General features: G+C 56.0%; 23 protein-coding genes. 15 read left to right on the forward strand and 8 right to left on the reverse strand.

Annotated features, from left to right (window positions below; all coding sequences use genetic code 11):
- Positions 1–168 precede the first annotated feature (168 nt).
- The 4 genes from B4M48_RS03810 to B4M48_RS03825 all read left to right on the forward strand — a co-directional run bounded on the left by B4M48_RS03810 (position 169) and on the right by B4M48_RS03825 (position 2,419).
- On the forward strand, positions 169–324 hold the full coding sequence (locus tag B4M48_RS03810; protein WP_158249873.1) for a hypothetical protein: 156 nt from the start codon (positions 169–171) through the stop codon (positions 322–324).
- Between the two features lie 316 nt (positions 325–640).
- Positions 641–1,192: a C40 family peptidase gene (locus tag B4M48_RS03815; RefSeq protein ID WP_040113578.1), complete on the forward strand. Its 552-nt coding sequence runs from the start codon at positions 641–643 to the stop codon at positions 1,190–1,192.
- Between the two features lie 374 nt (positions 1,193–1,566).
- Positions 1,567–1,782 (forward strand): YdgH/BhsA/McbA-like domain containing protein, encoded by a 216-nt coding sequence (locus tag B4M48_RS03820; protein ID WP_040113576.1) that lies wholly within the window; start codon positions 1,567–1,569, stop codon positions 1,780–1,782.
- Between the two features lie 424 nt (positions 1,783–2,206).
- Positions 2,207–2,419: a hypothetical protein gene (locus B4M48_RS03825; RefSeq protein WP_040113892.1), complete on the forward strand. Its 213-nt coding sequence runs from the start codon at positions 2,207–2,209 to the stop codon at positions 2,417–2,419.
- A gap of 42 nt (positions 2,420–2,461) precedes the next feature.
- On the opposite strand, the gene B4M48_RS03830 is transcribed toward B4M48_RS03825, so the two are convergent.
- The 3 genes from B4M48_RS03830 to B4M48_RS03840 form a co-directional block, all read right to left on the reverse strand.
- Entirely contained in the window at positions 2,462–2,740 is a 279-nt protein-coding gene (locus B4M48_RS03830; protein WP_283341035.1) for a VF530 family protein, read from the reverse strand.
- A gap of 90 nt (positions 2,741–2,830) precedes the next feature.
- On the reverse strand, positions 2,831–3,358 hold the full coding sequence (blc, locus tag B4M48_RS03835) for an outer membrane lipoprotein Blc (RefSeq protein WP_040113572.1): 528 nt from the start codon (positions 3,356–3,358) through the stop codon (positions 2,831–2,833).
- Between the two features lie 111 nt (positions 3,359–3,469).
- On the reverse strand, positions 3,470–4,159 hold the full coding sequence (locus tag B4M48_RS03840) for a hypothetical protein (RefSeq protein WP_040113570.1): 690 nt from the start codon (positions 4,157–4,159) through the stop codon (positions 3,470–3,472).
- Positions 4,160–4,365: 206 nt separating this feature from the next.
- Between B4M48_RS03840 and B4M48_RS03845 the strand changes: the two genes are divergently transcribed.
- Positions 4,366–5,202 carry a substrate-binding domain-containing protein gene (locus B4M48_RS03845; protein ID WP_040113568.1) on the forward strand — a complete coding sequence of 279 codons (837 nt, stop codon included), beginning with the start codon at positions 4,366–4,368 and terminating at the stop codon, positions 5,200–5,202.
- A 44-nt stretch (positions 5,203–5,246) separates the two neighbouring features.
- Here the strand turns inward: B4M48_RS03845 and B4M48_RS03850 are convergent, their stop codons facing one another.
- A complete protein-coding gene (locus B4M48_RS03850; RefSeq protein WP_040113566.1) occupies positions 5,247–7,574 on the reverse strand; it encodes an FdhF/YdeP family oxidoreductase in 2,328 nt (775 codons plus the stop codon).
- Between the two features lie 217 nt (positions 7,575–7,791).
- Between B4M48_RS03850 and B4M48_RS03855 the strand changes: the two genes are divergently transcribed.
- Positions 7,792–8,988, forward strand: coding sequence for an FAD-dependent oxidoreductase (locus B4M48_RS03855; protein WP_250341422.1), 1,197 nt, complete (start codon positions 7,792–7,794; stop codon positions 8,986–8,988).
- Between the two features lie 178 nt (positions 8,989–9,166).
- Here the strand turns inward: B4M48_RS03855 and B4M48_RS03860 are convergent, their stop codons facing one another.
- Together B4M48_RS03860 and B4M48_RS03865 are read right to left on the reverse strand one after the other, a co-directional pair.
- Positions 9,167–9,454 (reverse strand): DUF1330 domain-containing protein, encoded by a 288-nt coding sequence (locus B4M48_RS03860; RefSeq protein WP_040113562.1) that lies wholly within the window; start codon positions 9,452–9,454, stop codon positions 9,167–9,169.
- A 2-nt stretch (positions 9,455–9,456) separates the two neighbouring features.
- Positions 9,457–10,134 (reverse strand): GntR family transcriptional regulator, encoded by a 678-nt coding sequence (locus B4M48_RS03865; RefSeq protein WP_040113561.1) that lies wholly within the window; start codon positions 10,132–10,134, stop codon positions 9,457–9,459.
- A gap of 533 nt (positions 10,135–10,667) precedes the next feature.
- Here B4M48_RS03865 and B4M48_RS03870 point away from each other — a divergent pair.
- The 8 genes from B4M48_RS03870 to B4M48_RS03905 all read left to right on the forward strand — a co-directional run bounded on the left by B4M48_RS03870 (position 10,668) and on the right by B4M48_RS03905 (position 18,869).
- Entirely contained in the window at positions 10,668–11,270 is a 603-nt protein-coding gene (locus B4M48_RS03870; RefSeq protein ID WP_040113559.1) for an amino acid synthesis family protein, read from the forward strand.
- Positions 11,242–12,069: an alpha/beta fold hydrolase gene (locus B4M48_RS03875; protein ID WP_094111821.1), complete on the forward strand. Its 828-nt coding sequence runs from the start codon at positions 11,242–11,244 to the stop codon at positions 12,067–12,069. The genes B4M48_RS03870 and B4M48_RS03875 overlap by 29 nt, the downstream gene beginning before the upstream one ends.
- A 3-nt stretch (positions 12,070–12,072) precedes the next feature.
- Positions 12,073–13,014: a flavin reductase family protein gene (locus B4M48_RS03880; protein WP_040113554.1), complete on the forward strand. Its 942-nt coding sequence runs from the start codon at positions 12,073–12,075 to the stop codon at positions 13,012–13,014.
- On the forward strand, positions 13,011–14,048 hold the full coding sequence (locus B4M48_RS03885) for an LLM class flavin-dependent oxidoreductase (RefSeq protein WP_283341039.1): 1,038 nt from the start codon (positions 13,011–13,013) through the stop codon (positions 14,046–14,048). Before B4M48_RS03880 ends, B4M48_RS03885 begins: the two co-directional genes overlap by 4 nt.
- Before the next feature lie 12 nt (positions 14,049–14,060).
- Positions 14,061–15,527 carry an aldehyde dehydrogenase gene (locus B4M48_RS03890; RefSeq protein WP_040113550.1) on the forward strand — a complete coding sequence of 489 codons (1,467 nt, stop codon included), beginning with the start codon at positions 14,061–14,063 and terminating at the stop codon, positions 15,525–15,527.
- A 183-nt stretch (positions 15,528–15,710) separates the two neighbouring features.
- On the forward strand, positions 15,711–17,108 hold the full coding sequence (locus B4M48_RS03895) for a purine-cytosine permease family protein (RefSeq protein WP_071668371.1): 1,398 nt from the start codon (positions 15,711–15,713) through the stop codon (positions 17,106–17,108).
- A gap of 223 nt (positions 17,109–17,331) precedes the next feature.
- On the forward strand, positions 17,332–17,970 hold the full coding sequence (gene leuE, locus B4M48_RS03900; RefSeq protein WP_040113891.1) for a leucine efflux protein LeuE: 639 nt from the start codon (positions 17,332–17,334) through the stop codon (positions 17,968–17,970).
- A 32-nt stretch (positions 17,971–18,002) separates the two neighbouring features.
- Positions 18,003–18,869 carry a DMT family transporter gene (locus B4M48_RS03905; protein ID WP_071668429.1) on the forward strand — a complete coding sequence of 289 codons (867 nt, stop codon included), beginning with the start codon at positions 18,003–18,005 and terminating at the stop codon, positions 18,867–18,869.
- 4 nt (positions 18,870–18,873) lie between these two features.
- On the opposite strand, the gene B4M48_RS03910 is transcribed toward B4M48_RS03905, so the two are convergent.
- Positions 18,874–20,205, reverse strand: a complete 1,332-nt coding sequence (locus tag B4M48_RS03910; RefSeq protein WP_040113546.1) for an aspartate aminotransferase family protein — start codon at positions 20,203–20,205, stop codon at positions 18,874–18,876.
- A 98-nt stretch (positions 20,206–20,303) separates the two neighbouring features.
- Between B4M48_RS03910 and B4M48_RS03915 the strand changes: the two genes are divergently transcribed.
- Positions 20,304–21,230 carry a LysR family transcriptional regulator gene (locus B4M48_RS03915; protein WP_040113544.1) on the forward strand — a complete coding sequence of 309 codons (927 nt, stop codon included), beginning with the start codon at positions 20,304–20,306 and terminating at the stop codon, positions 21,228–21,230.
- A gap of 140 nt (positions 21,231–21,370) precedes the next feature.
- On the opposite strand, the gene betA is transcribed toward B4M48_RS03915, so the two are convergent.
- A complete protein-coding gene (betA, locus tag B4M48_RS03920) occupies positions 21,371–23,050 on the reverse strand; it encodes a choline dehydrogenase (protein ID WP_071668369.1) in 1,680 nt (559 codons plus the stop codon).
- Positions 23,051–23,068: the final 18 nt, after the last annotated feature.

The following is a 23,068-nucleotide window of genomic DNA, read 5'->3' on the forward strand; positions in this document are numbered from 1 at the left end:
TTTTTATTTTGTAAAACTGACGTGCCTGGTCTGTTTTCAGCCTGTGAAGTTACGTGCAAAACGCACAAATGCCTTAAGCCAGCGGCAGATTAGTGCGGTTCGTTTATTTATTTTTAGTACCAGATCCTTACAATAACCCGCTGATACATTTCACCAGGTTATTGCGTTATGACAACACTTCTGAAAAACAACAACAGTGACACACAGCAACTTTTGGCCGTCATCGAACATGCTGTCAGCGATCCGGTTCCGCTGGTTCAGTCTCTGCCTGAGAATTTCTGGCAGCAAATTGAGTCGCTGGCCGTCGCCGCTGCAGAAGAGTAGCGATTGAGTCCCGGCTGGCTGTCAGAGTTAACCGGGACATCCTCTTTATCACTTCACAAGACGGCTGAAATTTTTCTTTTCCCTCCTCCTCTTTTCTCAAACACCCGCTAAAATTAGCTCGTTCAGCACGCGCGACCCACGGCACCTGTCAAAATTACTGTTTATCCTGTTTTTATACGTATAAACATGATGTTACCTTTATGTAAATTAAGGTAAATAACAGGGAGAGAGTGAGGATTTTCCCGCTGCGGGTTTAACTGTGCTGCTTTTTTACGGTATAAATCTTTCACCAATAAGCCGGGCGAAACGACAACCCATGACTATCACCGCAAGCCGTACTCTTTTTACCAGTCTGCTGCTCTTTACGCTGGCTGGATGCGCGAAAAAGCATCATGAAGCGCCTCCGCCTGACAGCGCTGAAATGAATCTCTCTGGTGATAAACAGCCCGATTTAATCCCGGTTATTGCTGCACTGCACGATCAGATGCACTCCTGGCAGGGCACAAAATATCAGTGGGGCGGCACGCAGCTCTCCGGCGTGGACTGTTCAGGCTTTGTCTGGCGCACGCTGAAAGATCGCTTTAATATTCCGATGGAGCGCGTGACGACACGTGAACTCATCGCCATGGGCAAGCCGGTCGATCAGGCCCATCTGCAGCCGGGCGATCTGGTCTTTTTCCGCATCAGGCATGAGCTGCATGTCGGCTTCTATGATACTGACCGCCAGTTCCTGCATGCGTCGGTGAGTCAGGGTGTGATGCGTTCATCCCTCAACAATCCTTACTGGAAGTCTGTCTATCTCCAGGCGCGGCGACTGCCCCGCGAACAGGGTTCGCAAATCAGCTTCAACTATAAAAACAAAGTCTGATCGCTACCTGCTTCTCTGATCCAGGAATAACAGCCGTACCCCTCTCCGCCTGCTGAGTAAAACCGCCTGATGGCGGTTTTTTTACGCCTGTTTTTATTCAAAAAATATGAACATAAACGGCAAAATGCTTAGCTTTTAAACTCTCCTCAACACCTTTATTCTCTCTTCATCGCAACAGAGGCAGCGCTGATAGCGTTTCCGGAGTGATTCTCCAGCTGCTTTCTTAAGTGAAATAAACTGCTTGACTTGCTTGTGAATTTAGTTAGCAAGATCACAGTAACAGCATTAATTATCAAAATGTATATAGTTTACAGTGTTACTATATTTCTCATCAAAGGCGTGCGGCCTTTAAAACAGATATTAAGGAAAAGATTATGAAAACCATGAAAGCTCTCTCAATTGCTGCTGTAACCGCTCTGACCCTGGTATCCGGCGCAAGCTTTGCACAGAGCATCTCTGTGACCTCCGGTACGCTGGATGGTGCAGAAGCGAAAATTGCCGCTCAGGCGCAGGAGCAGGGCGCGCAGTACAAAATTACTGAAGCCAATACAAACAACCGTGTGCATATGACCGCTGAGCTCTATAAATAATCTGGCGTGAATAAGCGTTAAGGCCGCCTTCGGGCGGCTTTGCTGTTCTTGTGGTTAAAAAATAACCAATCGATGGCGGCGTATCTGCCATGCGGCCTGCAGAAGGTTATCCACAGGTTTGCGCCTGCTCTTTTCACGCGGAATGTGGATAAACTCGCAAGCATAATCCACTCTCTTTGTCAGGTAAGGCGCACGTTTAACTGTGCCAGGCCGATCTATCTATTCGCCTCATTTTTATTCTATTTTATTCCCTGACTGCAGAACGCATAGCAATGACACGCTTCAACGCGAATTTTAACCTTTAGTAACTTATTTCTGGTTACACATTATTGCGGCGCAACTCAGGTAATTCATTCGATATTCCGGAATTTCATTACTATATTCAGCATGAATGCAATCTGCATTTATTTTCGGGGATAAGAATATGCGTAAAATAGCGTTTGCTTTATTAACTGCCGGCGTGCTGTTATCAGCGACTGCTCAGGTTCAGGCTAAAGGCTGTCTGAAAGGGGCTGCGGTAGGCGGTGTGGCAGGGCATCTTAAGCATCACGGTGTAGCCGGTGCGGCAGCAGGATGTGCAGTAGGTCATCACATGGCGAATAAAAAAGAGAAAGAAGCGAATAAAAATACGCAGTAATACTTATTGGGCAGGGCGCTATTTAGCCCTGCCTGAGCGCGCTCAGTGCTTCTCTTTATTTCCCTGCGTCCACGGATTAAATCCGGAGTCAGCAAGATCTTTCTCAGGCTGTTCAGTTAACATCTCCCGATAGAGCGCTTCAACTTCTGTACGCGCCCAGGGTGTACGTCGCAAAAATTTAAGGCTCGACTTTATACTGGGATCGCTTTTAAAGCAGTTGATATTGATCTTTTTTGCCAGTTCTGCCCAGCCGTAATGTTCTGCCAGCGCAGTCACTATCATTTCCAGCGTTACGCCGTGCAGAGGGTCATTTGAATGCATATCAGGTTGCGTCTCACAGGGCAAAAAGGGGCGCCAAGGTTACCGTAAACATACGGTAACCGCAAACCACCCCGTGGTGAAACGTGTTTGTCAGGATTGATCGACCCAGATGAGTTTATCGGTGGCAAAGCCCAGCTCTCTGGCGAGATTAACGTAGTCCCGTTTGACCTGCTCCGGGATCTGCGGCTGGCGCGACAGTATCCACAAGTAGCTGCGATTCGGGCCGCTGACCAGCGCATACTGATAATCTTCATCCAGCGCGATAACGTTGTAGCCGCCGTAAAAAGGCCCGAAGAACGAAACCTTCAGCGCCGCAACGTCAGAGCGTCCGGTGAAATAGGCTTTACCCTCGCTTTCACTCCAGGATTTCTTCTCCGGATCGTAACCGCGATTGATAACAACCAGTCCGCCATCGCTGCGCTTTTTATACGTGGCGGTCACGTGATCTTTACCACGCTCAAAGCGATGATCGAGACGCGCAATTTCATACCACTTGCCCAGATAGCGCTGTGCATCAAAACCGGTAACCGGCTTAACACCTTTGGGCGGGGTAGGCGATTTGCAGGCCACCAGCGTCAGTGAAAGCGCGGTGACAGCAACCAGAGGCCAAATCTTCATTGTCTCTCCTTACACAACATCGTAAAAATCCCATGCTGAGTATAGTTAAGGATTGACGAGGCGTGGCGGGCGCGGGCAGATGCGTTCCGCCCGCGCCTTTGCCTGCAAGGACTATGGCGTTTTCTCGTCGTCCGCCGGGAACTGAGGTTCATCAATGGCAATCGACTTACCGGACTTCAGCAGCTGAATATCGAGCATGACGTAAGTCATGGTGGTGATAAACAGAGAGATAACGCTGCCAATAACGCCGCTGGTGGTAAAGGTAAAGAAGTTATACATCACTACCCAGGTGACACAGATAAACAGCGCCAGCGCTACGCTGATAGCGGACTGTGAATAATTGGTCGTGCGCGCGCCCATTTCGTTGATCTGCATACTGAGGTTGCACCCTGTGTATTTCTCAAGTACCCAGATGCCCTGGTCCCAGCTGCGCAGACGACGCGCGCTGCCGCGTGTCACAAACAGAAACAGCAGTGAGATAAACAGGCCTGAGAAAGCGATCAGCACCGGTACTGCCGCCAGAGCATAAGCGATACTTTTATGCAGCGAATCCTGTGCCAGACCGGTGAGATCCAGGGTTAACGACGCGCCGAGTACGCCATATAAAAACAGAAACAGCACCAGATAGAGCGCGTTACGTTTCCAGTCGAGATCGGCTTCGTGGTTTTTCTGCTGACGAGCGATAACCAGAGCCTGCTGCAGGCGCTGCGCTTCAGCAGAGCTGGCGTCGATGGTGTCAGGTTCACTGCCCAGCAGTCGGTGGATAAAAGGCCGATCGGCCGGATCGATAATCACGTGCATAAGGGTTCCGCAAACAGAAGATAAGTGGCAACAGTGTAACAGTTGCCGGCTCAAAGTGATCGTTAAGGCGCGGCTGAAAGCCGTCCGGTGCACCGGTCTTAATCAGAGCGTACCGCCGGTTGTTGGCGATAGCGCATTATTCGGGTAACGTGGAATACTCACCGTTTTATTCATCAGGCCAGCCCGGACTGGCAGGAGCCTCTTTGATGTCAGCTTCCTCTTCACTTGTCGCGCTGATCTGTCGCGCGCCTGAAAATGCGGCAACCGCGCGTCAGCTCAGCGTATTCAGCGCTCAGCTCAACAAACGCGGCATGGTCAGCCTATTGATTCACGCGCAGTCACGCGAGGAGCTGCAGCAGGCGCTGCATAATGCCGCCGCGCTGCCCGTTACGCATCTGCTGTTCCTCTCATCTGTCTGTGATGATGAGCAGACTCTGGCCACAGAGATCCTGCCTGCGGTCGCGCAGTTTCATGCTGATGCGCTGGCCAGCGATCGCTATAGCGCCGGCGAAGCGCTCGCCCTGCTGCTGCTTTCGCAGGGGCATCAGCGGACAGGCTTTATGCACGCCGGCGAAACGCCGGCTATAAGCCAGCAGCTGGCAGGCGTGAATGCCGCTTTGCAGACGCACGAGAGAGAGATACAGCTCTTACTGACGGCCGGCAGTGAGCGGCGCGAAGCGGCGTATCAAAGTATGATGACCTACCTGAAGAAAACCCGTGCCGCTGAACGTATTAACGCGCTGGTGTGCAGCAGCGATGAGCTGGCGTTTGGCGCGCTACAGGCCGTGCGTGATTTTGGTCAGGGTGCGCACGTGGCGGTAACGGGGTATGGCAGCGTGCCCGAAGCGGCGACATCCACCTGGCATCTTACCCGCTGGGCACCGCGCAGCGAGTTACAGATCGCAGAAACGCTGAACCGGTTACTGGAGCAGCGTGCTGACAGCAGCGTCTGGCAGCAGGGTGCACTGGAAGTGCGGCATTCCCATCAGGGAAAATATATCCCGGGCGAAATGTCGCAATGTGGCTGCGCGATTCGCCACTAAAGCGCGGCTCCGGACAGCATGAATGGGTATCCGGAGCCCTGCACTTAACGCAGCACGCCGCTGCTATCAGCCTGCGCGGCACCGGAAGGCTCAATCACCACCGGAATACTTTTATACGCGGGAATACCGCTTTGCGTATCGTGGCTGTCGAGCGGCACCATGATATTCGCTTCCGGATAGTAAGCGGCTACCGAACCGGGCGCCATGTCATAAATCACGAGGGTCAGGTTCTCCATACGGCGCTGCGTGCGGTTGCCCTGCGGATCGAGCGCGGTCATATTGACCGTATCGCCGGAGCGCAGCTGCCGGCTCTCCGCTTCATCGGCAGAAATAAAGAGTACGTCGCGCCGGCCGGTAATGCCGCGATAACGATCGTTCAGCCCGTAAAGCGTCGTGTTGTATTGATCGTGACTGCGCAGCGTGGTCAGCACCAGATCGTGACACTGTAGCGAGCGCGGATCCTCATTGATGCCCTGCATCACTTTAAACTGCGCGCGCTTCGACGGCGTCAGCCAGACACGTTCAGAAGCCGCGTTGTACAGGCGGAAACCGCCAGGCTGCATTACGCGCTGGTTAAAGTTCTCAAAAGCGGGGAAGACGGCCTCAATCGCATCACGAATGTTACTGTAGTCGCTGACCATTTTATCCCAGTTTACGCGGGAAGCCGGCAGCGTCGCTTTTGCCAGCCCTGCTACCAGCGCCGGTTCCGATTTTAGATGCGGCGAGGCAGGCTCCAGCGTGCCGCGCGAGGCGTGCACCATCGACATCGAATCTTCCACGGTGACGCTCTGGTCGCCCGACGCCTGGCGATCCCGCTCCGTGCGGCCCAGCACAGGCAGCAGGTAACTATGTTTAGCCATCAACAGATGAGAGCGGTTGAGCTTCGTCGCCATATGCACCACCAGATCGAGCTTGCGCATCGCTTCAAAGGTGATTTGCGGATCGGAGATCGCTTCAGCAAGGTTGCCGCCCAGGCAAAGCAGCGCCTTTGAGCGTCCGTCACGAATCGCCTGAATCGCCGCCACCGCGCCGTGCCCGTGCTGCTGCGGGGGCGTGAAGCCAAAGACCTTCTGCAGACTGTCCAGCAGCGTCTGCGAGGGGATCTCTGTAATGCCCACGGTGCGATCGCCCTGTACGTTGGAGTGTCCGCGCAGCGGGCAGATGCCTGCGCCGCGCCGGCCAATATTGCCGCGCAGCAGTAGCAGGTTCGCAATCTGCTGCACATTTTGCGTGCCGTACTGATGCTGGGTGATGCCCATTCCGTAGCAGATAATGGTGTTTTCCGCGGCGGCGTAGAGGTGGGCAATATTCTGGATTTCGGCGATATCCATGCCGGAGACTTTCAGAATATGATCCCAGCTGGTGTCATCCAGATCCGCTTTCAGCGCCGCGAAGCCTTCAGTATGTTCACGGATAAACGTCTCATCCAGAACCGGCGGCTCGCCGGCTTCAAGCGCGTTATCATGCATAGCCAGCAGCGTTTTCATCACCCCTTTGAGCATGGCCGCATCGCCGCCAACGCGCACTTTATAGTAGGTTGAGGCCAGCTGCGTGGACCCCATCGAGAGCATTTCAATCGGGCTTTGCGGAGAGGTAAAACGCTCCAGCCCGCGCTCGCGCAGCGGGTTAATGGCCACAATTTTTGCACCACGCTTAGAGACCTCCCGCAGCGTCCCCAGCATACGCGGATGGTTGGTGCCAGGGTTGTGACCAATACAGATCACCAGATCGGCGTGATCGAAATCCTCCAGCTCTACCGTGCCTTTGCCGACGCCGATGGATTCAGGCAGGCCTACGCTGGTGGGCTCATGGCACATATTGGAGCAGTCGGGAAAATTGTTGGTGCCATATTCGCGGGCAAAGAGCTGCCAGAGAAAGGCCGCTTCATTGGAAGCGCGTCCGGAAGTATAAAATTCCACGCTATCGGGATCGTCATAACCGCGCAGCAGCGCGCCAATCTCCTGCAGCGCGGTCTCCCACTCAATGGGCTGATAAGTATCGCTGACGGCATCATATTTCATCGGATGCGTGAGCCGGCCTTCACCTTCCAGTTCAAACGCGCTGCGCTGCCAGAGTTCGCTGACGGTGTGCGCGGCGAAAAAGGCGGGCGTGGTGCGTTTGCTGGTCGCTTCCCAGGAGACAGCTTTGGCACCATTTTCACAAAACTCAAACGACGAGGCGTGACGCGGATCGGGCCAGGCGCAGCCCGGACAGTCAAATCCCTCCGGCTGATTGACCTTAAATAACGCAATCACATCCTGTTTCACCGCCATCTGACGGCGAATGGCATCTGCTACCGCTTTCAGTGCACCCCAGCCGCCGGCTGAGCCGCCATAAGGTTTAATGCCGACATCCCGATTCTGCTCTTTCATGGCTGCTTATCTCGCGTAAAAAATTATCTCATAAGCCTGGAATAAGCTGCCGGGTCCGCAAGGAAACTATTTAAAACAGGTTATTTTAATGTTTACAGAATATTGCAGCGCTGCGATTGCTAAACGGGCATATAAGCGCATCGGATTCTCGCCTTACCGCTATAACATGCTATATAAATGATAATTATTATCAGTAAATTGATGCGGAACTGACAGAATGCACAACGGTAAAACTCTCCATACTGACTGCTGTATTGCAGGCGGCGGTCCGGCCGGATTGATGCTGGGATACCTGCTGGCGCGTGCCGGCGTAAATGTGATTGTGATTGAAAAACATGCTGACTTTTTGCGTGATTTTCGCGGTGACACTATTCATCCTTCAACGCTGGAAGTGATGCACCAGCTTGGTCTGCTGGATGAGCTGTTAACGCTGCCGCATCAGCGGGCTGAAAAGCTGCAGGCGGAAGTAGGTGGGGAAGAGATCACCATGGCGGACTTTTCCCGCCTGCCGGTGCGCTGCCGTTTTATCGCCTTTATGCCGCAGTGGGATTTTCTTGATTTTCTGGCGCGCAAAGCCCGCGCGTATGACAATTTTACGCTGCTGCAGGAGACCGGCTTTGCTGACTTTATCAGAGAGGGCGACCGGGTTACCGGCCTGACGACGTTACAGGGAGAGACTATTCACGCACCGCTTGTGATCGGGGCTGATGGCCGTCACTCACAGGTACGCGCTAAAGCCGGATTGACCAGCCAGAGTTTTGGCGCACCGCGTGACGTGCTGTGGTTTTCACTCCCTAAGCTTCCCGACGATCCGGCGCTCGGCATGGGCCATAAAGGACCGAAGCAGAATTTTATTGTGATCGATCGCGGTGACTACTGGCAGTGCGGCTATACCATCGAAAAAGGTGAGTTTGAGCGGCTCAAAACGGGCGATGTCGCTGCATTTATTACGCGGCTTGCTGAGGTGGCCCCCTTTAGCGAAGCGCGGCTTCAGGTGCTGACGCACTGGGAAATGTTCCGCCTGCTGTCGATCCGGATCGATCGGCTCGACAGCTGGTGCCGGGCAGGGGTACTTTGCATCGGAGATGCGGCGCATGCGATGTCGCCCATCGGTGGCGTAGGGGTGAATCTGGCTATCCAGGATGCGGTGGCCACCGCTAATCTGCTCACGCCTTCACTGCTCAGGGGCAGGGTGAGCCTGAAAACGCTACAGAAAGTCCAGCGGCGGCGTCAGTTTCCGACGGTTGCCACGCAGTTTCTGCAGATAAAGATGAGCAGTAAAAAACGCACGCGCAGCGCGCCGTCAAAAGTGCCGCAGTTCATCAGCCGCTACCCGTTCCTGCGTCACCTGTTTGGGCGTCTTATCGGACTGGGATTTCGCCCGGAACGCCCGCGTCTGACCGGCAAAGTCTGAATTGCAGACAAAAAAAAGCCCGCGAGGCGGGCAGGCGAACGATAACCGGTAAACTTTCTCGTCAGCAACGCATTGCTGTTTAGCGTCACTATAATAGCAACGTTTCAGCGAACGTACGAATTTTGTTCGATGAGTTAATTTTGCTGAACAGATAAGTAATTTATGCAGCCGGGCCGGTTCAGGCTAATCCTTCGGTAATGACAATCGTTGCGTCAGCAATATCAGCACGCGCAGCACGCGCCTGCTGATATTCGGGTGAGTGGTAACACGCCACGGCCGTCTGATAATCGGGAAACGCGATTAACACATGCCGGCCATAGCTCTCGCCTTCCAGCGTCAGCGCCTGCTCGCTCCGCGCGAGAAATGTTGCCTGATATTTATTAAAGGCCGCCGGTGCAAGATCCCGGTAACGCTGATAGCGCTCAGCATCATGCACCGTCACGTGTGCTATCCAGTAAGCGGTCATGGTTACTCCTCCGTTGTCAGAATCGTTTTTGCCAGCTGCGCAGCTTCCGTCAGATGCTGTATCACCGCTTCTCTGGCCTGCTGCGGATCGCTGGCTTCAACTGCTGCACAGATACGCGACATACGTTCAAATCCGGCAACCTGGCGTTCAGGGCTGCGCAGCGTCATGGCGCGCAGCCGGCTGATACGGCTGTTGAGCCGCTGCACGATTTCCCAGGCGATATGATGCTCCGCAATCGAAAACAGCGTTTCATAAAACGCCTGAGACGCTTCAACCCGTTCAATATCGTCATGATGTTCAGATGCTCTGGCAATTCGCATCAGCCGGGTGTGCAGCTTCTGCTTATCTTCCGTTGTGGCTTTGCGGGCGCAATCTTCTGCAGCTGCAGATTCAAGCAGCTGACGTATGCTGTAGATCTGCTGCGCAATCTCCCAGGTGAGCCGCGCCACAATAGGCCCTTTTTTAGGCAGGTTTTCGATCAGTCCTTCCGCTTCAAGATAACGGATCACTTCCCGCACCACGGTACGACTGACGCCCAGCTCATCACACAATGAGCGTTCAACCAGACGATCGCCCGCTTTAAAATAGCCTGAGATGATTGCCTGTCTTACTTTGACCAGCGCCAGTTCCCGCAGTGTCACCGGCGTGTTTTCAATCCTTAAGGAGTGAATCGCAATCATGATCTTCCCTATTGTCCCGCGTTAAGAACCGTTGCGCGAAGCCCCCTGCGCGCGCTCTTTTTTACTATTAGCACTGTTCCGGCAGTTAACGCAACGTCGCGGACGTGGCTGCAACAGAGTCTGAGGTCATAAAGCCCTCAGCGGCGCTGTGATTTCGTCTGACGCCGCCATACCCGGAATTTGTTATTGCTCACATTTTTATCACTTATCGCTGAAGTATTCCCTTTTCCCGCGCGGGCTTTAAAAATAATGCATATTTATCAATCACATGATTTTTTTCCGCTGCGCTGGCCTGCATCACTTTTATGATGCCAGTCACACTCCGATAGCTGATTTTCTACCCGCTAAAACCTGCACTGGCAGCCCGCTAAAAATGGCCCAGGACCGCGTCTGGCGCATCCTGGCGCATAAAAAGCAGGCAATTAAGGTATGACTGTATGATGGTATACCATGTTTTGACATCCCAAAAGTGGCGATGCTATACCCCTTTCATCAGTAGCAATTAACAAACCGTTAACTTGAAAGGGGTTTACATGCATCCGGATATTCGTAAAACCGTCGTCACCACTGAAACCGTGTATACCGATGGCGGCAAAGCGGCGGGCACGCCGCTGGTGATGATTGCCGCTGCAGCCGTGGTCAAAAATCCGTGGGCTGGCAGAGGCTTTGTTGAAGATCTGGCACCAGAAATCCGTGAGATGGCGCCGGTATTAGGCGAATTGCTGACCGGATTAATCGTTAAAGAAGCGGGGGGCGGCGATCGTGTGGTCGCCTATGGCAAATGTGCCGTTACCGGACTGAACGGCGAGCTGGAGCATGCCTCAGCGCTGATTCATACGCTGCATTTTGGTAATCACTACCGTTCTGCGGTGCAGGGCAAAACCTATCTGGCATTCAACAATACGCGCGGCCCGGCCAACACCCCGATTCTCGTCCCGATGATGGGAACAGAAGATGAGGGCTCGCGCGAACATTATCTGACCATGCAGTTCACCATCAATGATGCCCCGTTCAGCGACGAGATCGTGATTGCGCTGGGCGCTGCGCTGGGCGGCCGCCCGCATCATCGCATCGGTAACCGTTATCTTGATCTTAAAGAGCTTGGCCATGATCAGAAAAATCCAGCCGCTGTCTGAGGCGTCAGCACAGGTCAGCTATCTCGAAGCGGGAGCCGGCACTCCGCTGGTGCTGATTCACGGCGTGGGCATGAATGCGGAAGCCTGGTTTCCCCAGATAGCGGTACTGAGCCGCCATTTTCGGGTTATCGCAGTGGATATGCCCGGGCATGGCGACAGCACAGGCTTCGGGCATCACGCGACGCTGACCGACTACGTTTCCTGGCTGGCAGCCTTTCTCGCCACTCAGCCAGAGCAGCGTTTTGCGGTTGCCGGGCACTCAATGGGTGCCCTGATCACCGCCGGACTGGCAATTGATTATCCGCACTCTGTCAGCCGCGCCATCGTCATGAGCGGCGTCTTCAGGCGCTCAGCTGCGGCCCGCGCTGCGGTCCTGCAGCGCGCTCACGAGCTGGCAAGCGGTGATGTCCAGCTGGATGCGCCACTGGAGCGCTGGTTCAGCGCCACCCCGGAGGAGCAGCCGCTGCGTCACAAAGTCGGCGAGTGGCTGCAGCAGGTCAGCCCGGCAGGCTATGCGCGCGCCTATCAGGCGTTTGCTGAAGGCGACTCGCTGTATGCCGATCGCTGGGCAGAGATGCGCTGTCCGGTGCTGGTCATGACGGGCGAACTGGATGCCAACTCCAGTCCGGAAATGACACGCCAGATGGCCGGCGCAGCACCTTACGGTGAGGCGGTGGTTATCGATAACGCCAGACACATGTTGAATCTGACCGATGCTGAACGGGTCACGCAAGAGATGCTCTCTTTCCTTGAGCCGGTTGCAGCCCCCGTCACGTCACAAGAGCCTATTCAGGAGTAACTTATGGACGCAGATAAACGCAGAGAGTTGCGCGACGCCTTTGGCGCCTTTATGACGGGCGTAACCGTGGTCACGACCCGGGATGCTAAAGGTGAGCCGATTGGTTTCACCGCAAACTCTTTTTCATCGGTATCACTCGACCCGGCGCTGCTGCTGGTCAGCATCGACAAACGTTCGGCTAACTTTGAACATTTTACGCAGTGCCGCCATTTTGCCGTCAATATTCTGGCAGAACAGCAGAAAGAGACGTCAAACGTGTTTGCGCAGAAAATTGCCGACCGGTTTGCGCGCGTCAGCTGGCATCGCGGAGAGCAGGGCACGCCGCTGATTGATGAGAGTTCGGCCTGGTTTGAGTGTTCGCTGCATCAGGTGATTGACGCGGGCGACCACGCAATTCTGATTGGTAACGTGCTGCAGTTCGCTTCCAGCGGCACGGCGGGTCTGGGCTACTATCGCGGCGCCTATTTTACCCCTTATCAGCAGGCAGAGTCGCTGATTAGCGGGCCGGATGTTGTGGTCAGTGCGCTTATCGAGTCCGCCGGTAAGGTGCTGCTGGTCAGGCAGTCAGAGGGGTATGAGCTACCGGCACAAACCATGCGCGGCCGCAGCGTCGATGAAACGCTGACGCAGGTATTCAGCACGCTGCAGATTGCCGCCAGTCCGGGCTTTATCTACTCCATGTGGGAGGATCGGCAGAAAAAGCAGCAGCATATTGTCTTTTTATGCGCTCAGCCCACCGGCGGTACGCTACCCGCAGTTGACCAGGGAGAGTGGCGCGATCTGCAGGATCTGGCTGCAGTACCGGTGGCTAACGGTGCGCTGCAGGCGCTGCTGGGACGCTACATGCGTGAATATGCGGCGGGTAATTATGGCCTCTATTACGGCGATGAAGCGCAAGGTTCGGTGCGCCAGTTCTCTGTGCCAGCCCATCAGGAGGTGGTATGAAGCTTTCTCTGTTTCTGCATATGGAGCGCGTTTCGGCTGATGATGCACAGGATAAGCTCTACGAAGAGATGATGACGCTGTGCGAAATCGCCGATCGCGGCGGGCTGCATGCGATCTGGACCGGTGAGCATCACGGTATGAACTTCACCATTGCACCGAACCCTTTCATCAATCTGGTGGATATTGCGCACCGCACCCGACATGTGCGCCTCGGTACCGGCACCATTATTGCGCCGTTTACCCATCCGATTCGCCTTGCCGGTGAGGCGGCAATGACCGATATCATCACTAACGGACGGCTGGAGCTGGGTATTGCGCGCGGCGCCTATGCGTTTGAGTATGAGCGTCTGCTGCCGGGCCTTGATGCCTGGGGAGCCGGTCAGCGCATGCGGGAGCTGGTGCCGGCAGTAAAAGCGCTCTGGCGCGGTGATTATGCTCATCAGGGCGAGTTCTGGCAGTTCCCGTCCACTACGTCCTCGCCGTTACCCAAACAGCAGCCGCATCCCCCCATCTGGGTGGCTGCCCGCGATCCCAACAGCCATGAGTTTGCCGTTAAGCAGGGTTGTAACGTGCAGTGCACGCCGCTGCATCAGGGAGACGAGGAGATTGTGCGCCTGATTACCACGTTTAAAGAGGCGTGCCGGGAATACGCTCCGGAGCAGCCGCTAAAAATTATGCTGCTGCAGCACGGTTTCTTGGCGGCGGATGAAGCGGATGCACAGCAGGCAGCGCAGGAGCTGAACCGCTTCTACCACTACTTTGGCGCCTGGTTTAAAAACGAGCGTCCGGTGACGCAGGGGCTTATTGCGCCACTCAGTGATGAAGAGATTGCCGCTAACACCTATTACAGCGCGGAAAAAATGCGCCAGAACCTGGCTATCGGTACGGCGGACGAAGTGATCGCCCGGCTGAAAAACTATGAAGCACTGGGCTATGACGAATATGCGCTATGGCTCGACAGCGGTATGACCTTTGAGCGCAAAAAAGCTTCGCTGATGCGCTTTATTGAGCAGGTCGTTCCGGAATTCCACTAAGCGGAGAGAGAGATGGACGCGTTTAAACTCTATATTGACGGGCAGTTTGTAACCGGCGCAGCCTCGTTCACATCCCTGAATCCGGCGACCGCAGAGCCCTGGGCAACTATCGCTGGCGCAGAACAGCAGGAGACTGACCGCGCGGTGGAGGCGGCTGCCCGCGCGTTTACGTCAGAGGCATGGCGCGCGCTTACCGCCAGCGCGCGCGGTAAACTGCTGCTGCGGCTGGCCGATCTGATTGAGCGGGATGCGGCGCGGCTGGCACGCATTGAAACGCTGGATACCGGCAAAATTATTCGCGAGACGCAGGCGCAGATCGCCTATGTGGCGGAGTATTACCGCTATTACGCGGGCATGGCCGACAAAATGGAGGGGGCCACGTTAAGTATCGATAAGCCCGATATGGAAACGTGGGTCAGACGTGAGCCGGTGGGCGTGGTGGCGGCAATCATCCCCTGGAACAGCCAGCTGTTTCTGTCAGCGGTTAAAATCGGCCCGGCGATCGCCGCTGGCTGTACGCTGGTAGTGAAGGCAGCAGAGGTGGCTCCGGCTCCCCTTCTGGCGCTGGCAGAACTGATTGATGAAGCGGGTTTTCCGCCCGGCGTGATTAACGTCATCACCGGCTTTGCTGAGCAGTGCGGTGCACGGCTCACCGCACACCCGCTTATCGATCATATCGCTTTTACCGGCGGCGCAGAAACCGCACGCCATATTATACGCGGCAGCGCGGAGAATCTCGCCAGCACCTCACTGGAGCTGGGGGGCAAGTCACCGTTTATTGTTTTTGCCGATGCCGATCTGGAGAGTGCGGCGAACGCTCAGGTGGCTGCGATCTTCTCAGCCTCGGGTCAGAGCTGCGTTGCAGGCTCGCGCCTGCTGGTAGAAGCCAGTATTAAAGAGGCGTTTATTGAGAGGCTGGTGAGTAAAGTGCGCAGCATTGTGATCGGCTGTCCGCAGCAGCCTGAAACGCAGTTTGGCCCGCTCTGCACGCTGCGCCAGAAACAGAACATTGAACAGGTCGTCAGCCGCACGCTGGAGCAGGGCGCTAAGCTGATTATCGGGCATGAGCCTGTTCACAAGCCTGGCTTCTATTATCCGCCTACTATTCTTGATTGCAGCAGCGTACCGGCAGCAGAGAGTGTCGTGCAGGAGCTGTTTGGTCCGGTGCTTTCGGTGCTGACTTTCAGCGGGGAAGCGGACGCGCTGCGGCTGGCTAACGGCACCGAATATGGTCTTGCCGCCGGCGTCTTTACGCAAAATCTGACGCGCGCGCATCGCATCACGCGCCAGCTGCGCAGCGGTGTGGTCTGGCTGAACACCTATCGGGCGGTCTCACCGCTGGCACCCTTTGGGGGCTATGGCAAATCAGGATTCGGGCGCGAGGGCGGCACTGACGCCGCGCTGGAGTACACCACAACCAAAACGGTATGGCTGCGCACCAGCGATGAGCCCATCGACGACCCATTTATCATGCGTTAATTCCCTTTCCGGCGCTGGCCATTCACATCCTCGCCCGCCGGATCGCTAAGTATCAGGAGTCTTACCGCCAGCAGTTTCTCCTGCGAGAAGACGAGACGCACATCGTCGGGATGGCTATGGCATGACAACGCCAGTGATGTATCTGCAACACATAATAATTCTGCATCTCAACTGGAGGGTAAGGTGGAAAAATCATCACGTCAGGGGCCGTTTATCGAGAACAAGTCGGTGGATTATGTGCCGGTGTCTGAGCGGCACGGCAAATCGCACAGCCTGTTCACGCTCTGGTTCTGTACCAATATTGCTCCGCTGGCGGTGGTCAGCGGGGCGATCGCAACCGAAACGTTTCACCTTAATGTAATTTCCGCGCTCTCTGCGATTATCGCCGGCCATCTCTTTGGTGGCATCTTTCTTGCGCTGACCTCAGCGCAGGGGCCGAAAACCGGCATTCCGCAGATGGTACAGAGCCGCGCGCAGTTCGGGCGCTATGGTTCGCTGCTGGTAATCAGTTTTACTACCGTGATCTATCTGGGGTTCTTTATCTCCAATATCTCGCTTTCGGGCCGGGTAATTAACAATGTCATTCCGGCGCTGCCGGTGGCGAGCGCAACGATTTTAGGCGCCGTGCTGGCAACAGCGATCGGCGTGATAGGTTACCGCTTTATTCACCGGATCAATAAAATTGGCGCATGGATCATGGGCGCGGCCCTGCTGCTGGGACTGACGCTGATGCTATCGCAGCCACTACCGGCAGACTTCTGGCAGCGCGGATCGCTGAGCGCGGCAGGCTGGTTCGGGACCTTTTGCATTGGTGCGGTGTGGCAAATCAGCTTTTCACCTTATACCTCAGATTATTCGCGCTATCTGCCTGCGGATGTGGGGATCGCCCGTCCTTTCTGGGCGACTTACCTCGGCGCCTGCGGCGGAACTATCCTGGCGTTTGTCTTTGGCATGATGGCCGTCAGTATTGCTCCGGCGGATGACGCCATGATGGCGGTGCGTCATGCCACCGGCTGGCTGGGACCGCTGCTGATGATCCTGTTTCTGGTGAATATCATTTGTCATAACTCCATGAACCTGTACGGGGCGGTGTTATCGCTGATAACGGCCGTGCAGACCTTCCGTCCGCACTGGACGCCGGGGGCGGCGGTGCGGCTGGTGGTGTCCGCTCTGGTATTGACAGGCAGCATTTTGATTGCGCTGGCGGCGTCGCAGAACTTTGTCGCATTTTTTATCAACCTGATTCTGGCGCTGATCGCCGTACTGATCCCGTGGATTGTGATCAACCTGCTCGACTTCTACTACGTCAATAAACAGCACTACGACGTGGCAGCCATATTTCAGGCGGACGGAGGACGCTATGGGCGGCTTAATACACAGGCGCTGCTGGTCTATTTTGCCGGGATCCTGGTGCAGGTTCCTTTCATCGAAAATGCGTTTTTCTCCGGTCCCTATGCAAAACTGATCCCGGGCGTGGATATCTCATGGATTATCAGTCTGGTTGTAACCAGCATCGCCTATCCGCTGTTTCATCGCAGGCATCAGCCGGTATTGACCGTACTGCCTGAAAGCAAAGTGTAATAACCGGGCAGGGATGCCCCGGTCTGCTTCCCGCTTTAGCAACGAACGTGCTGCTGTCTGCGACCTTCTCATGCACGGCAACCGCACGCAACAGAGGTGCGATTTATGCGGGATACCTGCTAACATAGCGCGCGGCAGCGGCGCGCTGTCGTCTGGTTAACCCGGTATAAATATTATGATTACGCCGTGCGAATAACGCGCGGCGAATGGAGCTATGGCACTGATGTTGCAAGATTTAGGCATTATCGATTTATGGACGTTTCTGGCAGGTGCGCTGGTGATTATTCTGTTACCCGGCCCGAACAGCCTCTATGTTTTACGCACCGGCATGGGCCGCGGCATGAAAGCTGCGTCTAAAGCGATTGCGGGCGTCATGGCAGGCGATCTGATCCTGATTTTTCTTGCCTGGGCGGGGGTTGCTACGCTGATCCGCACCAGCCCGCACATTTTTATGATGGTGCGCTATCTGGGCGCGATGTTTTTACTTTATCTGGGTATCAAAATCATCATGGGCGCACTGCGCCAGCGCGCGGATGCGCAGCCTGCTGAGCCGGTCAAAGCAGAAAACTACTTTCTGCGTGCGGTACTGCTGGGGGTGACTAACCCTAAAGCTATCCTGTTCTACGTCTCTTTCTTTATTCAGTTTATCGACCCCAAAGTCACTCATACCGCGCCGGCGTTCGCCACGCTGGGTGCGCTGATTCAGCTTATCAGCTTCAGCTACTACTCCGTGCTGCTGGTGGCGGGCGCGGTGATGGTCCGCTTCCTGCGCAGCCGCACGCGGCTGGTTAAATTTGCCAACATGCTGACCGGTATGCTGTTCTTTGGTTTTGCCGTCCGGCTGGTGAGCGCCCAGAGCTGATGGCAACTACGCACGCTGCGGAGAGATAAATGATAGCCAGACAACGTCAGGCGGATGCCCTGCTGGTGAGCACCACGCTCATCGCGGCATTTGGCTGGATCTGCTCACGCGAAGCGATAGCTGGTATGCCCGCGCTGGCCTTTGTTGCGCTGCGCTTTCTTTCGGCCAGCGTGGTACTGCTGCTGCTGTGCCGTGCCGCCGAGCTGCGCCATACGCTGCGGAATATCAGGCCGGTTCTGATGAGCGGGCTGCTGCAGTCTGCTTATATGCTGCTGTGGATTTATGCCGTCGCCACCACGCGCTCGCTGGGTGAGGGGGCTTTTATTATGAGCCTCTCAATGCTGTTTGTGCCGCTTTTTGCCTGGGTTATTCTGCGCAGCCGGCCAGCGCGTGCGTTCTGGCTCTCCCTGCCGGTGGGCATCGCGGGGCTGGCGCTGCTGACGCTCAGGCAGGATCTCCATTTTGAACTGAGCCAGCTCCTGTTCCTCGGCGCCGCGCTGGTTCAGGCAGTCTACTTCTGTTTCACCACCCGCTTTGCCGCGACGGTCCCTGTCTGTCCGCTGGCCACGGTACAGCTCGCCTGCACCGGCGCGGTAGCAGGCGTGCTGTCGCTGCTCTCTGAAAGCTGGCCGCAGGAGATCACGCTGGCTTCCTGGAGCTGGCTGGCGGCCAGCGCGCTGCTGGCGACCAGCCTGCGCTTCTGGCTGCAGCTGAAAGGACAGAGCATGACCAGCGCGGCAAATGCCGCACTGATCATGATCCTGGAACCGCTGCTGACGGTGCTGGCGGCGGCCCTCTGGTATGGCGAAGCGATGTCGGCCCGGCAGATGCTCGGCTGCCTGCTGATATTACTGTCGCTGCTCTATTACCGTCTGCAGCAGGCGAAAGCGCTGGCGTAATCGCTTAAGCAAGGCGATACAGCGCATCGCTTACCGCATTAAACAGCCTGTCAAGTTCGTCAGGCTGAGCAGAAAACATCGGACCAAACTGCAGCGTGTCGCCGCCAAAGCGAACATAGAATCCCGCCTTCCATAACAGCATGCCCGCTTCAAAAGGGCGCAGCGTGGCATCACCTTCACGCGGCGCCAGCTGAATCGCCCCGACCAGCCCGCAGTTGCGAATATCCACCACGTGCGGACAACCGCGCAGCGCGTGGAGCTGCTGTTCAAACAGCGGTGCCAGCTCAGCCGACTGCGCTATCAGCGACTCCTTTTCCAGCAGGTCAAGCGTGGCGATAGCCGCTGCGCAGGCGACCGGATGGGCGGAATAGGTATAGCCATGCGCAAACTCCACCGCATGCTCTGGCAGCGGCTGTGACATATAGGCGTGATAGATTTCGCTGCTGGCGGCCACGCCCCCCAGCGGGATGGCGCCGTTGGTGATCTGCTTGGCAAAGTTAAGCAGATCCGGCGTCACGCCAAAGTACTCTGCGCCGGTCCAGCGTCCCATGCGGCCAAAGCCGGTGATCACCTCATCAAAAATCAGCAGGATGTTGTGCTGCGTGCAGATCTCACGCAGGCGCTGCAGATAACCCCGTGGCGGAATGATGGCTCCGGCGGAGCCGGAAAGCGGCTCAACAATCAGCGCGGCGATGTTTGACGCATCGTGCAGCTCAATCAGTTTCAGCATCTCATTGGCCAGCGCCTCGCCGCCGGTTTCAGCCTGACCCGGCGTGAAGGCGAGGTCGCTTTGCAGCGTATGCGGCAGGTGATCCACATCCATAAACTGACCAAACATTTTGCGGTTGCCGCCAATGCCGCCGAGGCTGGTGCCGGCGATGTTCACACCGTGATAACCGCGGGCGCGACCGATCAGTTTGGTTTTGGCCGGCTGGCCTTTGGCGCGCCAGTAGCCGCGCGCCATTTTTACCGCGGTGTCTGCCGCTTCAGAACCGGAGCCGGTGAAAAAGATATGGTTGAGATCGCCCGGCATGTACTGCGTGATACGTTCTGCCAGCTGAAACGAGAGCGGATGGCCATACTGAAAGCCGGGGGAGTAATCAAGCACGCCGAGCTGCCGGCTTACCGCCTGCTGGATCTCACTGCGCGTGTGGCCAGCGCCACAGGTCCACAGCCCTGACAGACTGTCATAAATGTGTCGCCCTTGATCATCGGTAAGCCAGCGTCCCTCCGCTGCCACGATAAAGCGCGGATCGCGCTGGAAATTACGATTGGCGCTGGAGGGCATCCAGTGCGACTGCAGGTTCAGGGAAGCGGTATCTATGCGTTCGGACATGGCGGGTTCTCCAGAGTGTATAGCCAGAGTTTGCAATCAGGCATCGGTTAAGTTAAATGCTAATTAACTTAAGTTTAGTCAGCGGAAAACTCACCTGAATGAAACCTAAAACCCTGGCGCAGGTTACCGATTTCGATCTGCGTCTGCTGCGGCTGTTTAAAGTCGTTAGCGAATGCGGCAGCTTTACGGCTGCCGAGAGCAGGCTGGGCATTACCCGTTCGGCGATCAGCCTGCATATGAGCGATCTGGAGAAGCGTCTCGGGATGCGGCTCTGTCAGCGCGGAAGGGCGGGATTTGCCCTGACGGATGAGGGGCGCGAGATCCTGCGCCACAGCGCCAGCCTGATGGCGGCGGTTGAGGATTTTCGCCAGCAAATAAATCAGATGCATAAACAGCTGCGCGGTGAACTTAATATCGGCATTATCAATAATCTGGTGACGCAGCCGCGTATGCAGATTACGCAGGCGCTGGAAGCGTTACGCGAAAAGGGTGCGGAAGTCCGCATTAATATCAGTATGCTTACGGCCGCTGATATTGAGCAGGGTTTGCTTGACGGACGTCTGCACGTGGGCGCGCTGCCCTATACCGCGCCGGTGTCGGGCCTGGTCTATACGCCGCTCTATGAAGAGATCTCCTGTCTTTACTGCAGCAGTACGCACCCGCTTTTCAGCCAGGCGCATGAGGCGGATCCAGCGGTGCTGCATCGCTATGAAGCGATAGCGCCTGGCTACCGTCTGAGCGCGGAAGCCGCTGCCCTGCATCGGTCACTTAACTGTACGGCCACAGCCTCTGACCGGGAAGGTATCGCTTTTCTGATCTTAACCGGACGCTATATCGGCTTTCTGCCCGATCACTATGCGGCACGCTGGTGTGAGCTGCAGCAGATGCGTGCAATTGCGCCTTCGCGGCTGCGCTTCGGCAGCCAAATCGCGATTGTGACCCGGCAGGGAGAGCGCCGGAATGCCATTCTGCAGCATTTTCTGGCAGCAGCAGGCGCGGAAAATGAAGCTGCCACACTATCATAATTACAACATACTGTTAGTTGATCAACTAACTCATTCAGCTTCAGTGTCGGCTGGTCCGATCGGGCATTCGTCGTGGCATGTTTCACAGCGAGGATAAGACGGTATGAAGCAGGGCAGCATTGCGCTGCCCTGCAGAGAGGTTATGCCCGTACAGGCTCACCGCGCACCGGGCGCTCGCCGGCAACATAGTAGTCGGCAGTGCTGCGTGGCAGCGGATCGCGACCGCGAATGTTATCCGCAATCTTCTCGCCAATCATAATGGTTGTCGCATTCAGGTTGCCGGTAATGATCAGCGGCATGATGGAGGCATCGACCACGCGCAGCCCCTGCAGGCCATGCACGCGACCTTCACCATCGACCACGGCCATCTCATCGCTGCCCATTTTACAGGTGCCGCAAGGGTGGTAAGCGGTTTCACCGTGGTTACGCACAAACTCATCCAGCTGCTCATCGGTCTGGCAGTCGATTCCCGGACTGATTTCGCGACCGCGATATTTATCCAGCGCCGGCTGGTTGATGATTTGACGCGTAATGCGAATCGCATCGCGGAACTCATGCCAGTCCTGTTCATGCGACATGTAGTTGAACAGAATGGCCGGATGGCGGCGCGGATCGCGTGATTTGATCCGCACGTGACCCCGGCTTGGCGAGCGCATAGAGCCAACATGGCACTGGAAGCCGTGCGCTTCAACCGCGTTAGAGCCGTTGTAGTTAATGGCAACCGGCAGGAAGTGATACTGGATGTTAGGCCAGTCGAACTCTTCCCGGCTGCGAATAAAGCCGCCGCCTTCAAACTGGTTGCTGGCGCCGACGCCGGTACCGTTGAACAGCCATTCGGCGCCGATTTTCGGCTGGTTCCACCACTTCAGCGCCGGATAAAGAGAGACCGGCTCTTTGCACTCATACTGCAGATACATCTCCAGGTGGTCCTGCAGATTCTCACCCACGCCGGGCAGGTCGTGCACGACCGGAATATCAAACTGCTGCAACAGCTCTGCCGGACCGACGCCTGAACGCTGCAGGATCTGCGGCGAGGCGATGGCGCCAGCGCACAGCAGTACTTCACGTCGCGCATAGACCGTTTTCGGGGTGTTACTGCCGCCCTCAAGGTATTCAACGCCGGTCGCGCGCTTGCCGTCAAACAGAATGCGATCGGTGGTCGCATGGGTAATGATCTTCAGGTTCGGACGTTTCTTCGCGGTATCAAGATAGCCGCGTGCCGTGCTGGAACGGCGGCCTTTTGGCGTAACAAAGCGATCCATCGGGCCAAAGCCTTCCTGCTGATAGCCGTTCAGATCGTCGGTGCGCGGATAACCCGCCTGCACGCCTGCTTCAATCATTGCCGCAAACAGGACGTTGTTATCCGGCTTACAGGTGGTGATGCTGACCGGACCTTCGCCGCCGTGATAGTCATTTGCGCCGATATCACGCGTTTCTGACTTGCGATAGTAGGGCAGGCAGTCGAGATAGCTCCACTGCTCAAGACCGGGCGCTTTGGCCCAGTTGTCGAGATCCATCGCATTGCCGCGGATATAGCACATGCCGTTGATCAGCGAAGAGCCACCCAGCCCTTTACCGCGCCCGCACTCCATGCGGCGGTTATTCATATAAGGTTCCGGCTCGGTCTCATACGCCCAGTTGTAGCGCTTACCCTGCAGCGGGTAAGCCAGGGCCGCAGGCATCTGAGTGCGGAAGTCAAAGCGGTAATCGGGACCACCCGCCTCCAGCAGCAGTACGTTGACATTGCTATCTTCGGTCAGACGGGTAGCCAGTACGTTTCCTGCGGATCCGGCTCCGATAATGACGTAATCAAATTCCATTAGTCGCTCCTCAGGTAA

This window comes from Pantoea sp. UBA6567, from assembly GCF_002434165.1.
Classification (GTDB): domain Bacteria; phylum Pseudomonadota; class Gammaproteobacteria; order Enterobacterales; family Enterobacteriaceae; genus Pantoea; species Pantoea eucrina.

Coding starts and splice junctions, on each gene's coding strand:
- B4M48_RS03810 (WP_158249873.1), top strand. CDS start 169: ATGACAACACTTCTGAAAAACAACAACAGTGACACACAGCAACTTTTG.
- B4M48_RS03815 (WP_040113578.1), top strand. CDS start 641: ATGACTATCACCGCAAGCCGTACTCTTTTTACCAGTCTGCTGCTCTTT.
- B4M48_RS03820 (WP_040113576.1), top strand. CDS start 1,567: ATGAAAACCATGAAAGCTCTCTCAATTGCTGCTGTAACCGCTCTGACC.
- B4M48_RS03825 (WP_040113892.1), top strand. CDS start 2,207: ATGCGTAAAATAGCGTTTGCTTTATTAACTGCCGGCGTGCTGTTATCA.
- B4M48_RS03830 (WP_283341035.1), bottom strand. CDS start 2,740: ATGCATTCAAATGACCCTCTGCACGGCGTAACGCTGGAAATGATAGTG.
- blc (WP_040113572.1), bottom strand. CDS start 3,358: ATGAAGATTTGGCCTCTGGTTGCTGTCACCGCGCTTTCACTGACGCTG.
- B4M48_RS03840 (WP_040113570.1), bottom strand. CDS start 4,159: ATGCACGTGATTATCGATCCGGCCGATCGGCCTTTTATCCACCGACTG.
- B4M48_RS03845 (WP_040113568.1), top strand. CDS start 4,366: ATGTCAGCTTCCTCTTCACTTGTCGCGCTGATCTGTCGCGCGCCTGAA.
- B4M48_RS03850 (WP_040113566.1), bottom strand. CDS start 7,574: ATGAAAGAGCAGAATCGGGATGTCGGCATTAAACCTTATGGCGGCTCA.
- B4M48_RS03855 (WP_250341422.1), top strand. CDS start 7,792: ATGCACAACGGTAAAACTCTCCATACTGACTGCTGTATTGCAGGCGGC.
- B4M48_RS03860 (WP_040113562.1), bottom strand. CDS start 9,454: ATGACCGCTTACTGGATAGCACACGTGACGGTGCATGATGCTGAGCGC.
- B4M48_RS03865 (WP_040113561.1), bottom strand. CDS start 10,134: ATGATTGCGATTCACTCCTTAAGGATTGAAAACACGCCGGTGACACTG.
- B4M48_RS03870 (WP_040113559.1), top strand. CDS start 10,668: ATGCATCCGGATATTCGTAAAACCGTCGTCACCACTGAAACCGTGTAT.
- B4M48_RS03875 (WP_094111821.1), top strand. CDS start 11,242: ATGATCAGAAAAATCCAGCCGCTGTCTGAGGCGTCAGCACAGGTCAGC.
- B4M48_RS03880 (WP_040113554.1), top strand. CDS start 12,073: ATGGACGCAGATAAACGCAGAGAGTTGCGCGACGCCTTTGGCGCCTTT.
- B4M48_RS03885 (WP_283341039.1), top strand. CDS start 13,011: ATGAAGCTTTCTCTGTTTCTGCATATGGAGCGCGTTTCGGCTGATGAT.
- B4M48_RS03890 (WP_040113550.1), top strand. CDS start 14,061: ATGGACGCGTTTAAACTCTATATTGACGGGCAGTTTGTAACCGGCGCA.
- leuE (WP_040113891.1), top strand. CDS start 17,332: ATGTTGCAAGATTTAGGCATTATCGATTTATGGACGTTTCTGGCAGGT.
- B4M48_RS03910 (WP_040113546.1), bottom strand. CDS start 20,205: ATGTCCGAACGCATAGATACCGCTTCCCTGAACCTGCAGTCGCACTGG.
- B4M48_RS03915 (WP_040113544.1), top strand. CDS start 20,304: ATGAAACCTAAAACCCTGGCGCAGGTTACCGATTTCGATCTGCGTCTG.
- betA (WP_071668369.1), bottom strand. CDS start 23,050: ATGGAATTTGATTACGTCATTATCGGAGCCGGATCCGCAGGAAACGTA.